Raw genomic sequence first — 13,100 nt, 5'->3', positions numbered from 1 at the left:
TCCAGTTACTTATTTTTCGTCATCTTCCGTTGTTTCCCTGATTAAGTATAATGGGCGTCCTTTTACTTCATTAAAAATCTTTCCGATATATAGGCCTAGTACACCAAAATTAAAGAAGACCAGGCCGCCGATAAAATAGATGGACACCATGACACTGGTCCAGCCTTGCACCGTTTCATCAAGGAAGAAATAGCGGGCGAATAAATATAATCCATAAATGAAAGATATGGAAGCAATAAGAAATCCAAATTGAATGGACAGGCGGAGCGGTTTGTTTGACTGCGAAATAATCGCGTCTGTCCCCAGAGAAACAAGTTTCTTGATGTTGTAAGAGGATTTCCCTTGTTTGCGTTCACTGTGATTGATCTCAACAGAAGCTGTTTTATATCCCATCCATTGAATAAATAATGGATAAAAACGATTTTGCTCATTTATTCGTCTGAAACCGCGTACTACCTTCCTGGAAATAATGCTGAAATTGGCTACGGTATGATCGGTAGAAGCACCGGTAAAGTAATCATAGATGCGGTAAAAAAGCTGGGATGCTTTTTTCTTCAACCAGTTATCCTGCCGCTGGGCACGTTTGCCAAAAACTACTTCATAGCCTTCAAGCGCCTTCTCATAAAGTTTTGGTATTTCTTCCGGCTGATCTTGCAGGTCGCAGTCCATCACAACGACCCAGTCACCATTTGCAGCATCAAGCCCAGCGGTAATTGCATGATGCTGCCCATAATTTCTGGCTAAGTCAATTCCTTTAATGTATGTGTTATTTTCATGTAATGCTTTGATTGTCGTCCATGCGTCGTCCGGACTGGCATCATTTACTAATATAATTTCATAATCGGCTGGAATGGATTTCAGGGTTTCGTCCAGACGGCTGCAAAGTTCTTTCAAGCAAGTTTCGCAGCCGTAGACGGGGACGACAATGGAAATCAACGGGTTAACTGTGGTGTCCATTGATTCACATACCAGTCCACAGTTTTGTGAAGCCCTGCAGCTAAACTTTCATTCGGTTTCCAGCCTAAATTGTCCCTGAGTTTGGAATCATCAACGGCATATCTTCTGTCATGTCCTAACCTGTCTTCCGTATATGTGATTAAATCTGTAAAACTTGTTAACCCCTTTTCCTGTCTTAAATCTGCTTGTTGCTCGTCTAATATATTGCAAATGCGCGTCGCTATCTCTATATTTGTTTTTTCGTTGCCACCACCAATGTTGTATTTTTCCATCGGTTCCGCCTGATGAAAAACAAGGTCTAAAGCCTGGCAGTGATCCTCGACATACAGCCAATCGCGAACATTTTTCCCATCCCCGTAAATTGGAATGGGATTTGCATTTAATGCATTGGAAATAATAGCAGGAATAAGCTTTTCCTCATGCTGCCGCGGCCCGTAATTATTGGAGCTGCTCGTAATGACGGTATTCATCCCATAAGTATGACCAAAGCTGTTTACTAGCAAATTGGATCCTGCTTTGGAAGCACTGTACGGATTCCGCGGATCATATGGTGTTTCTTCATGAAACATGCCTTCCTTACCTAAGGATCCATACACCTCGTCCGTTGAAATATGATGAAAGCGTGCTTTTTGCAAAACATCCTGTCTTTCCCAGGCATTTTTGGCTGCTTGAAGCAGTGTCATCGTCCCGACAAGGTTGGTTTCAGTAAAAACCGTTGCATTCTCAATGGATCTGTCCACATGTGACTCGGCTGCAAAATGAATTACCCCTGTAATATTGTATTCATTAAAAAGAGCATCTACGAGCGAGCTATCCGTAATATCAGCCTGCACAAAAAGGTAGTTTGGATACCGTTCTGCTTCCCGCAGATTTTTCTTTGAACCGGCATAAGTTAATTTATCAATATTAATAATCTGGTAACCTGGATACTTTTTTAGCATGTAGTGCACGAAGTTTGAGCCGATGAATCCGGCTCCGCCTGTGATAAGCAGTGTTGATTTTTGTTTCTTCATTCAACCATTCCTAACATTGGATTTTGATCATTGTTATCCCAATATTGCTGAGTATGTTTTCTTTTAGCTATTTCCAGTAAATACTGACCATAATCATTTTTTTCCATGGATTTACCTTTTCTATAAAGTTCATGCTGGGATATATAGCCTAGATAATAGGAAATTTCCTCCAGGCATGCTAATTTAAAGCCTTGTCTCTGCTGCGTAATTTTCACAAATTCGGAAGCTTCGAATAGGGATTCATGTGTCCCGGCATCCATCCAGGCAAACCCTCTCCCAAGAAGTTCCACATCGAGCTCGCCACGCTTTAAATATTCCTTATTCAAATCTGTAATTTCCATTTCTCCACGATCGGAGGGTTCTAGATTTTTTGCCAGCTGCGCAGCTTTATTATCATAAATATACAGACCCGTCACTGCAAAATCGGATTTTGGGTATTTTGGCTTTTCTTCAATGGACCCCACTTTTTGGTTTTCATCAAACGCTACAACGCCAAAACGTCTTGGATCTTTTACTCGGTAGCCGAATACTGTAGCATGGTTGTGTTTTTTAATGGCATTTCTGAGAATTGTCGTAAAACCTTGACCATAGAAAATATTATCTCCTAAAATGAGTGTAACATCATCATCTCCGATAAAATTTTCTGCAAGTGCCAAAGCCTCCGGAATGCCATTAGGATCCATCTGCTCCTTATATATGAGAGAGATTCCAAGGGAAGACCCATCTCCGAGCAGCACTTCAAATCTTGGTTTATCTTCAGGCGTGCTGATAATCATTATTTCTCTTATACCGCCAAGCATCAGAACAGAAAGCGGGTAATAAATCATTGGCTTGTCATAAACCGTAAGTAAATGTTTATTAATCATGTCTGTGCTTGGAGAAAGCCTTGTTCCACTGCCACCTGCCAATATGATACCTTTCATTTAAAGATCACCCCTCAAGTATAAGTAAACAAGCAAATTCGACAAAATCCGGGAAGTGACAGGCACCTCCACAGTTAAGCTTAGTAGACTATTTCCCTTTTTATGAAGCGATAATCTTACATTTTTATTTCAAGTTTATTTCGGTTTTTACAAAAGGTGGGGATTTGGAAATAGCGATAGCAGGATATTTCAGGAGAATAGGTTGGATGGGGCAATAGATACATAAATTCATAGTCAGATAGTAGGGATTATGCACTTGATTAATTGGCTGGGGTAATGTATATTATCTTTAATTATTTTTTTGAGAACTAAATAACTTATTCTCGTTCCACAATTTAAAGCCTTGTAAACCTAGTTTTATAAGGAGTACAAGGAAAATAGTAACAGATAAGGGTAAAAATAATGAAAAAGATATTGCTTTTTTACCGTAGTACACCTTATAATTACATGTATATATTACAATTCTGTTAAATTTTTATTTTCTTTTAATAAATAACGTCATACAGTTTATTTTTTGACATGGAGCAACATAATTTATTCGTAATTGTCAGAAGAAATGAAATTTAAAACAAGAAACGTAATAAGTAATTACTTTTAATAATGATTTATTTGAACCGCTTTCATTTTTTGATAAGTTTCAATTAATTATCAGAATACTTATAAGAGACGCGTTAGTTTTTTTAACGCAAATAATTTAAAACTTGGCAGAATAATTTATATTAGTAAATATTATATTACATTGTGTTCTAGGGGGATTACATTGAGTGAAGAACTGGTAAAGATACAGAATCTGAAAACATCATTTAGAATCGGCGATACTTATTATGCAGCGGTGGATGATGTAACATTATCGGTTAGTAAAAATGAAGTGCTCGGAATCGTGGGTGAGTCCGGGTCGGGAAAAAGTGCACTTGCTTTTTCTGTCATGGGATTGCATAATCGTGCCAAAATTAAAGGAGATATTCATTTTAAAGATCAAAACATTCCAAAGCTTTCTCCTGGTAAACTAAATCGCCTGCGCGGGGATGACATGGCCATGATTTTTCAGGATCCCCTGTCGGCCTTAAATCCGTTAATGACGATTGGCGGACAAATAGAAGAAACATTATTGCTTCATAACAATCTTTCAAAAGATAAACGCCGAGCAAGAGTGATAGATTTATTGAATCAAGTTGGGATCCCCCGTCCGGATTATATTTATGACCAGTACCCCCATGAATTGTCAGGGGGCATGCGGCAGCGTGTTGTCATTGCGATAGCCATTGCCAATCAGCCGGAACTGTTAATCGCTGATGAGCCGACAACGGCACTCGATGTTACGATTCAGGCACAAATTCTCGATTTGATCAGGGAATTGAAAGAAGATATGGGTGCCGGGGTTATTCTGATTACCCATGATTTGGGTGTCATAGCGGAAATGGCAGACCGGGTAGCGGTAATGTATGCAGGGCAAATTGTGGAAATTACGGATGTACATTCCCTGTTTGAAAATCCGCTGCACCCGTACACGAGGTCCCTGCTGAATTCCGTACCGAATACAGACGAAGCGCAGGAAAAGCTTCATGTTATTCAGGGTATTGTACCATCATTGCAATATCTGCCGCGGGAAGGCTGCCGATTTGCATCAAGAATTCCATGGATTGATGGTTCGGCCCACGAAGAGAATCCAGAGCTGCATGAAGTAACACCGGGTCATTTCGTTCGCTGTACATGTCACAGTCAATTTTACTTCCCGGATGAAAGCAAGGAGGAACAATCTGATGGCGCTTCTTGATGTAAAAGATTTAAAAGTACATTTTCCAATTAAAGGCGGAGTCATCCAGCGGACTGTTGGCCATGTGAAAGCAGTTGATGGTGTATCTTTATCCATTGAAGAAGGAAAAACTTACGGGCTTGTAGGTGAATCAGGCTCAGGAAAAACAACAACAGGCAGAGCTATTATTGGATTAAATAAAGTAACTTCAGGCGACATCACGTTTGAAGGAAAAGATCTGGCGATAAGCCAAAGAAAATCAAAGGAACTCCGTCGGGATATTCAAATGATTTTTCAGGATCCATATTCTTCTTTGAATCCAAAAAAACGTGTGATTGATATCGTGGCAGAGCCGATACGTAATTATGAAAAGTTAACTAAGCTAGAACTGAAAAAACGTGTACAGGAACTGATGGAACAGGTAGGTCTGAGTCCGGAAAGCATTTTAAAGTATCCGCATGAATTTTCAGGCGGGCAACGTCAGCGTATTGGTGTCGCCAGAGCACTTGCTCTGAAACCGAAGTTAATTATTGCAGATGAGCCTGTGTCAGCGCTTGATGTATCTGTTCAGGCGCAAGTACTTAATTTTATGAAAGATATTCAAAAAGATCTCAATCTTACATATTTATTTATCAGCCATGATCTCGGTATTATTAAGCATATGTGTGATGATATAGGTATTATGTATAAGGGCCGCTATGTGGAAGAAGGGACAAGAGATAAAATTTTTAACAGCCCACAACATATTTATACAAAGCGATTGGTAGCGGCTATTCCTGATATAGATCCAAGAAGGCGTCAGGAACAACAGCAGTTCAGGCAGGAAGTAAAAGAAGAATATGAAAAATCCTATAATGAATACTTTGATCACGAAGGATTAGCCTATAAACTGCAGCATATATCGGATACACATAAAGTAGCTTTACCGGAGAAAGGTTGATTGTGATATGTGGAAGTTTATTGTGAGAAGAATTTTTATAACATTTCCTCAAATACTTGTTTTAAGTATATTGGTATTTCTAATGGCTGAAATGATGCCCGGTGATGCGCTGACCGGTCTGATTGATCCGAACATTGACCCTGCAGCGATTGAAGAGCAAAGGGAAAGAATGGGTTTAAATGATCCCTGGCATATAAAATATGCGGATTGGGTAACCGGACTTGTTCAAGGTGATCTTGGGCAGTCTTTCAGATATAAAATGGATGTCAGTGATTTAGTCTGGCAACGCTTGGTGAATACATTCTGGTTATCTGTTGCTGCATTAATATTTACATATGCTCTTGCACTTCCACTTGGAATCATCAGCGGACGCTGGAATGATACATGGGGAGATCGATTAATAACAGGATATACATACGTTGGGTTTGCCGCCCCGCTATTTATTACGGCACTGGTTATGCTATGGGTATTTGGCTTCCAATTAGGCTGGTTCCCAACCGGGGGCAGTGTTGCACCGGGAATGGAACCGGGGACATGGGATTATTTTGTCAGTAAAGTGCAGCATTTGTTATTGCCTGCATTTTCCATGGCAGTTATTACAACCGTCTCTACTGTTCAATATTTGCGTAGTGAAATTATCGATACGAAACAAAAGGATTTTATTATTACAGCCAGAGCAAAGGGTGCTTCCGAATCAAGAGTGTACAACCGCCATATTTTCAGAAACTCATTAGTCCCGATTGCTGCTTTTTTTGGTTATGAAATTACCGGTTTAATTGGGGGATCTATATTCGTTGAAAATATATATAGTTATCCGGGTATGGGACAGCTTTTTCTTGAATCAATACTGCAACGAGACTTTAGTACAGTAACTGCTGTTGTTTTAATATTCGGCATTGCAGCGATATTAGGAGCATTAATTTCTGATATCATACTAAGCCTGGTTGACCCCCGTATACGGATTAAATAGACTTTGAAAGACGCTGAGGTGAAATGAAATGGAAACAACCAAGGTAAATGCGGATCTTCAATCACAGGATGCCACCAGCAGTCCTTCCGGGGTAAAAATCTTGTGGCGGGAATTAGTCAGAGACAAGATTGCTTTAATATCACTTATCTTTTTAGTACTCATTAGTGTTTTTGTATTTGGTATTTCAATTATTCTCGATAAGGATGAGATTGTCACAGTTGATTTATTCGCCATTCATGAACCGCCCGGGGAAGACTTTATACTGGGAACGGATTATGGCGGACGTGATGTATTTGGCCAGCTGATTATTGGAACACGCAACTCTTTGGCTATCGGAATTCTTGTTACATTAATGGCTGGTTTTGTGGGAATTTTAATCGGACTGCTTTCTGGCTACTTTGGAGGCCACGTTGATAATGCGTTAATGCGTGTCGTTGACTTCTTTATGGTATTGCCAACATTAATGATTGTTATTGTATTCGTTACGATTATTCCCGATTACAGTATTATGGCCTTCTCCCTGATTATGGCAGCATTTTTGTGGATGGGGGTAGCAAGGCTTATACGTTCTAAAGCACTCGCAGAAAGAGAACTTGATTATGTTCAGGCTTCCAAGACATTGGGTTCTTCCAATCTGAAAATTATGTTTAGCCAGGTGCTGCCAAACTTAACATCGATTATTATTGTAACGATGACATTGCAACTGGCAGCGAATATCGGAATTGAGTCAGGACTTTCCTTCCTTGGATTTGGTTTTCCGGAAAGTACGCCGAGTCTTGGAACATTAATCAGTTATGCGACGAATCCGCAAACGCTGGAATACAGATGGTGGATTTGGGTGCCGGCTGCCGTGTTAATTCTTTTATTGATGCTTGCGGTAAATAATGTCGGGCAGGCATTAAAGCGTGCAGCCGACGCGAGACAACGCCGAGGTTGAAAATTTAAGGGGGTGAGGCAGGAAGGGATTGTTATAATACTTTAATACCTGCATTAATATGCTATAGCAATATTAATGTTGAGTATAAATAATCAGCCTTGTGCAATACGTGAGGTTGTAAAAAGGAAAGAATAAAAAAGGGAGGTTTAATTAATGGGAAAGTCAAAATGGACGAAAGCGCTATTTGCACTGCTGCTCGTATTGTTGCTTGCACTAGCTGCATGTAACGGAGGGGATGATGAGGACGCAGGTACTGATACTGATGATGGTGCGGACTCAGAAGAAACAGATGATGATGCAACAGAGGATGACGACGGCGATGATGCTGCCGAAGATGATGGACTTTATTCGATAGAAGACTTTGATCAAATCAAAAACAATGAAGGGGAAGCCATGGATGGTGGTACTTTGAACTTTGGTCTTGTGACCGATACGCCATTTGAAGGTACATTGAACTGGAATTGGTATTCAGGAACTTATGATTCAGAGATCTTAAACTGGTTTGATGAAGGGTTATTAACCTGGGATGAAAACTATGTGTACACAAATGATGGGGCAGCTACGTATGAAGTAAATGATGATGGCAATGTATTTACATTTACCATTGGTGAGGATGTAAACTGGCATGACGGAGAGCCGGTAACAGCAGAAGACTGGCTGTTCGCTCATGAAGTTATTGGGCACCCGGATTATGATGGGCCGCGTTACGGTGCTGATTTTACAAATATTGAAGGTATGGAAGAATACAGAGCTCAATTTCAGGATGACGAAGGAGAGACGATTGATTTATCTATAGAAGAAGCAGAGTCTATTGCAGGTATTGAAGTAATTGATGATAAAACATTGGAAATTACGTATATCCAATCTACGCCTTCTCTATTGACAGGAAGTATTTGGACATATCCGTTGGCTAAGCACGTATTTGAAGATATGGAAGTTGCTGATATGTCTTCTTCAGCTGAAGTACGTGAAGAACCAATGGGCTTTGGGCCATTTATAGTAGAAAGCATTGTGCCTGGTGAGTCTGTAACGATGAGTAAAAACGAAGACTATTGGAGAGGCGAGCCAAACCTAGATGAAGTAGTTGTAAAAGTAATTGATCCAAGTGTTGTTGTAAATGAATTGGAAACTGGCGGGGTGGATACCGTAAATTCCTTCCCGGTTGACCAATTCCCGGATAATGCTGACATGTCCAATGTGGAGTATTTAGGTATTATTGACCGGGCTTACACTTATATCGGATTTAAACTGGGGACATGGGATGCGGATAACGCTGAAGTTGCTACAGACCCTGATATGAAAATGGCTGATCCAGCCCTGCGACAGGCAATGTGGCATGCCGTGGATAATGACGCAGTCGGTGAGCGTTTCTATCATGGGCTTCGCTGGAATGCGACCACATTGATTCCACCATCTCATCCGGAATTCCACGATGAAACAAATCCTGGAAGAACGTTTGACCCTGATGAAGCAAACAGACTTTTGGATGAAGCAGGATATGAAGATGTAGATGGTGATGGCATGCGTGAAGATCCGGATGGGGAAGAGCTTGTTATTAATTTCGCTTCCATGTCCGGCGGGGACACTGCGGAACCATTAGCTCAATACTACATTCAATCCTGGGCAGATGTTGGTTTAGAAGTTCAGCTTATTGATGGACGTCTGCTTGAGTTTAACCAATTTTACGATCGTGTAGGGGAAAGCGGGGACGACGATCCTGAAGTTGATATTTATCAGGGTGCCTGGACTGTAGGTATCGATGTTGATCCTACAGGTCTATATGGAAGGCAAGCTATCTACAACTTTTCCCGTTATTCCAGTGACGAAAACGATGCCCTGTTGGAAGATGGTGTATCCGAAGACGCCTTTGATGTAGAGTATCGTCAGGATGTTTATAATGAATGGCAAGAGTTTATGGTAGAAGAAGTACCAGTATTCCCTACTGTATACCGTGCAGATTTAGTGCCTGTTAATAACCGTGTTCACAATTACTATATTGGTGATGGAACAGGAATGTACCGTTGGGATATCGCTGTGACAGAGGAAGAAGCGCCAGCAGCAGATTAATATAGTAAATAAAAAAAGACTCGCCGATTGGCGGGTCTTTTTTTGCTGCTTAAACATTTCGGAAAGTCATTCAAGGAAAAAATTGCTCGAACTTCATAAAAAAGGAATACGGCACTTTAAAAGTACGTATTCCTTATACAATCTTAGAAACTATTAAATTATGAGACTCTGAGCGAAAAGTCTACAGTAATTAAAGTATTGTTTTATCTGACTGTTTCCGGTATATCATCATAGTCCTCCGCATCCAGCTCATAAACTTCGTCGGTTGCAACACTGTCCAGGATACCGAAAAGGCCAATTTCAACTGCTCTTCTTAATTGACCCATCTTCTTCTGTCCAAAGCTCTGTGTCTGCCCGGTAACTTCAAAGAGAACTGTGCCGCTCCCATTTAAAGCAAACGTTCCAAGCGCTGTACCAGGTAAATCTAAATTTTGTTGGTATAATGAAATATTTCCAAATGGCGAGTTACCCATTTGCTGTAATGCATCATATGCTGCCACATTTAACTGCTTGGAGAATTCTTCGTCATACAGTTCAGCATAGTCGCTGTATTTTTCTCCTTCTTCTGTATTTGGATTAGGTACGAAAAGACCGGAGAGTGACAGAGTTACTGGTTCACCCGTTCCCCCAACGTAATATTCTCCTTGATGGTGCAAATCTACAAATACATCCACTGCACCAAATTCATCCTGTAAATCTTTATAAACATCTCGCGCTGTTTGTGACTCAGGTGTAATGAACCAGCCCGGCTCTGCTGAGCTACCTGGAAAATCTTCCGGCTGCGGTGTATAATCTAAATCAGGGTTAAAATCACGGTTTACATCAAACCCAGGATTCGATTCGTAATCCCAATATTGGTTTACGTATGTGTAATAATTCCATGTTGGTGTTGCATTTTCCAGATTAGGAAAGCTTCCTACCACTTCATCCCAAGTCATGGCATTTCCTCTTCTGTTTAATTCTGATGCATCCGGATTCATCATAGGCATAGCAACGATGGTTAATTCTTCTCTAAGCTGTCTCATTTGCGGAGAATTATTACCGCCAATTTGTTTAAGCATTTTCATTAATGCCTGTGTCCCTACTTTTTCATTTCCATGGATCTCGCTTTGGATAAGTACTACTTTATCTCCTGTACCTACTGTTGCCTTATAGATTTCAAGCCCTTGATTGGAATACCCGGCAACTTCCACATCCACATTTCCTTGGCTTGTTCTTTCAAGCTGGTTTAGTTCTCTTGTGAGCTCTTCATGATCGATAAAGCCTGCTACCGGAGGCATGTTAACAATGTTTGCCGATGCTGCTTCTGTTGTTGATACATTTCCCGGCATCATTATTCCAGCTGATAATAAAACTGCACTGCTAACTAATGCCAGCTTACTTCTTTTTTTCATGATAAAACCTCCAATTTGAATTTTTTCTGTCTTCTACAATATTCGACTCAACTAAACAAATCCCTTTCTTAAAAGATTGAAATAAATACAAATACCTACAATTTTCGATATTTATACCTATTATCCAAATTGTCTTTCGATTTAAATAAGATACTTTATACCCGTATGAATAATGCCAATGACCTATTAAGTAAACTGTTGCTTTTGAACGAATTTTTTTTATAAACAAGAAAAAGAGGACTATTAAATGAACATGATCTTGCGGGATGGTATAATAAAGGCAAATTGACTGAAACGAGGGACAGGGAATGAAATATTTTGCCGTGTTATTGCCAATGCTTGATGAGGAAAAAAGTAAAAGATGGAGGGCGGATCACCTGGCGTATTTAAACCAAAAGGCTGAGGAAGGAAAGATTTTTGCAAAAGGCCGGTTTACTGATGGAGCAGGTGGATTGGTTATTTACAAAGGAGAGCAGCTGGAAGAAGTAGAACAATTAGTGAAAGAAGATCCCTATATTATTCGTGAAGCAAGAAAGTATGAAATCCACGAATGGGAAATGACGGTGGAAGAATAAACCTATCATTATAGAAGGAAAAGGTCAGGAGGAGAATTCGATGAGCAAATATATTTTATCCATAGACCAGGGAACAACAAGTTCCAGGGCCATTCTTTTTAATCATGATGGAGAAATAGTGGAAACAGCGCAGCGGGAGTTTGAACAATTTTTCCAAAAGCCCGGCTGGGTGGAGCATGATGCGAATGAAATTTGGACATCGGTATTAAGCTGTATTGCCGATGTGCTGAGAAAAGCGGATATTTCTCCGAATCAGGTGGCAGGAATCGGGATTACCAACCAGCGGGAAACGACTGTCGTGTGGGATAAGAATACCGACAAACCAATATATAAAGCCATTGTATGGCAGTCCCGGCAAACGGACCCCATTTGCAAAGAACTGATTGAAGCGGGTTATGAGGATTTATTTAAAGAGAAGACCGGACTGCTGTTGGATCCATATTTTTCAGGAACAAAGGTGAAGTGGATTCTTGACCATGTGGATGGCGCAAGGGAAAAGGCAGATAACGGCGAATTATTATTTGGAACCATTGATACATGGCTTGTCTATAAATTGACCGGCGGAAAAGCACATATTACGGATTATTCGAATGCCTCCAGAACATTAATGTTTAATATTTATGATCTCCTATGGGATGAAGAGCTGCTGGATATTTTACAAGTGCCAAAGTCTATGCTACCGGAGGTCCGGCCCTCTTCTGAAGTGTACGGGGAAACGGTTGGGTATCATTTCTTCGGTGCAGAAGTACCCATTGCCGGGATTGCAGGGGATCAACAGGCTGCATTATTCGGACAGGCCTGTTTTGAAAAAGGAATGGCAAAAAATACGTATGGTACCGGATGCTTTATGCTGATGAATACAGGAGAAGAAGGAGTCGCTTCAGAGAATGGATTACTCACAACGCTCGCCTGGGGCATTGACGGAAAAGTGGAATATGCGCTGGAAGGAAGTATTTTTGTTGCGGGTTCCGCTGTTCAATGGCTGAGAGATGGCATGAAAATGATCGATAATGCACCGCAAAGCGAATATTTTGCCACCAACGTAGACTCTACAGATGGTGTTTATATGGTGCCGTCATTTGTTGGGCTGGGTACACCATATTGGGATAGTGATGCAAGAGGGGCCGTATTCGGCTTGACCCGGGGGACGACGAAGGATCATTTTATTCGGGCAACACTGGAGTCGCTTGCCTACCAGACGAAAGATGTGCTGAACGCGATGATTGCTGACTCGGGTATTGATTTAAAAACTTTGCGCGTAGATGGGAGAACAGTCAAAAATGATTTTCTCATGCAATTTCAAAGCGACATGATCGGTGTACCGGTGGAACGTTCTGCCATTCAGGAAACGACTGCACTGGGCTCAGCTTATTTAGCCGGTTTAGCTGTAGGATTCTGGGAGGACAAAGAAGAGATCTCGAGCCAATGGAAAAATGAGCGCACATTTCAAGCAGCTATGGATGAAGAAGAACAGGAAGCACTGTATGCCGGCTGGAAAAAAGCGGTGGAAGCGACTCGGATGTTTAAATAGGTGCTGTGTAAGATATTCGTATGAGAAAAAACTTACGTAC

Annotated in this window: 11 protein-coding genes; 7 read left to right on the top strand and 4 right to left on the bottom strand. The window is 40.8% G+C overall.

Features of this window, described 5'->3' with window-relative positions; all coding sequences use genetic code 11:
* Positions 1-9: 9 nt before the first annotated feature.
* From ACDX78_RS17490 to rfbA, 3 genes are read right to left on the bottom strand one after another with little or no spacing between them, the layout of a single operon-like run.
* Positions 10-957 carry a glycosyltransferase family 2 protein gene (locus tag ACDX78_RS17490; RefSeq protein ID WP_486029449.1) on the bottom strand — a complete coding sequence of 316 codons (948 nt, stop codon included), beginning with the start codon at positions 955-957 and terminating at the stop codon, positions 10-12.
* Positions 933-1,970, bottom strand: coding sequence for a dTDP-glucose 4,6-dehydratase (rfbB, locus tag ACDX78_RS17485; RefSeq protein WP_486029448.1), 1,038 nt, complete (start codon positions 1,968-1,970; stop codon positions 933-935). The genes ACDX78_RS17490 and rfbB overlap by 25 nt, the downstream gene beginning before the upstream one ends.
* Positions 1,967-2,893: a glucose-1-phosphate thymidylyltransferase RfbA gene (gene rfbA / locus ACDX78_RS17480; protein ID WP_486029447.1), complete on the bottom strand. Its 927-nt coding sequence runs from the start codon at positions 2,891-2,893 to the stop codon at positions 1,967-1,969. Before rfbA ends, rfbB begins: the two co-directional genes overlap by 4 nt.
* A gap of 760 nt (positions 2,894-3,653) precedes the next feature.
* On the opposite strand from rfbA, the gene ACDX78_RS17475 reads away from it, so the two are divergent.
* The 5 genes from ACDX78_RS17475 to ACDX78_RS17455 all read left to right on the top strand — a co-directional run bounded on the left by ACDX78_RS17475 (position 3,654) and on the right by ACDX78_RS17455 (position 9,560).
* The gene (locus tag ACDX78_RS17475; protein WP_486029446.1) at positions 3,654-4,667 is read left to right on the top strand and encodes an ABC transporter ATP-binding protein; all 1,014 of its coding nucleotides are present in this window, start codon (positions 3,654-3,656) and stop codon (positions 4,665-4,667) included.
* Positions 4,654-5,586: an ABC transporter ATP-binding protein gene (locus ACDX78_RS17470; RefSeq protein WP_486029445.1), complete on the top strand. Its 933-nt coding sequence runs from the start codon at positions 4,654-4,656 to the stop codon at positions 5,584-5,586. The genes ACDX78_RS17475 and ACDX78_RS17470 overlap by 14 nt, the downstream gene beginning before the upstream one ends.
* Positions 5,587-5,593: 7 nt before the next feature.
* Positions 5,594-6,556: an oligopeptide ABC transporter permease gene (gene opp4B / locus ACDX78_RS17465; protein WP_486029444.1), complete on the top strand. Its 963-nt coding sequence runs from the start codon at positions 5,594-5,596 to the stop codon at positions 6,554-6,556.
* 28 nt (positions 6,557-6,584) lie between these two features.
* A complete protein-coding gene (locus ACDX78_RS17460) occupies positions 6,585-7,493 on the top strand; it encodes an ABC transporter permease (RefSeq protein WP_486029443.1) in 909 nt (302 codons plus the stop codon).
* Between the two features lie 153 nt (positions 7,494-7,646).
* Complete coding sequence (locus tag ACDX78_RS17455; protein ID WP_486029442.1) at positions 7,647-9,560, top strand: oligopeptide ABC transporter substrate-binding protein; 1,914 nt, start codon at positions 7,647-7,649, stop codon at positions 9,558-9,560.
* 203 nt (positions 9,561-9,763) lie between these two features.
* Here ACDX78_RS17455 and ACDX78_RS17450 read toward each other — a convergent pair whose 3' ends face one another.
* Positions 9,764-10,954: a M14 family zinc carboxypeptidase gene (locus tag ACDX78_RS17450; RefSeq protein WP_486029441.1), complete on the bottom strand. Its 1,191-nt coding sequence runs from the start codon at positions 10,952-10,954 to the stop codon at positions 9,764-9,766.
* 308 nt (positions 10,955-11,262) lie between these two features.
* On the opposite strand from ACDX78_RS17450, the gene ACDX78_RS17445 reads away from it, so the two are divergent.
* A complete protein-coding gene (locus ACDX78_RS17445) occupies positions 11,263-11,529 on the top strand; it encodes a YciI family protein (RefSeq protein WP_486029440.1) in 267 nt (88 codons plus the stop codon).
* Between the two features lie 40 nt (positions 11,530-11,569).
* Complete coding sequence (gene glpK, locus ACDX78_RS17440) at positions 11,570-13,060, top strand: glycerol kinase GlpK (RefSeq protein WP_486029439.1); 1,491 nt, start codon at positions 11,570-11,572, stop codon at positions 13,058-13,060.
* Positions 13,061-13,100 lie beyond the last annotated feature (40 nt).

The sequence above is a fragment of the Virgibacillus oceani genome (assembly GCF_041521345.1).
In the GTDB taxonomy this organism is placed as follows: Bacteria; Bacillota; Bacilli; order Bacillales; family Amphibacillaceae; genus Virgibacillus_N; species Virgibacillus_N oceani_A.
The sequence above is the reverse complement of the archived record's forward strand: the minus strand, read 5'-3'. Positions and strand labels throughout refer to the sequence as shown.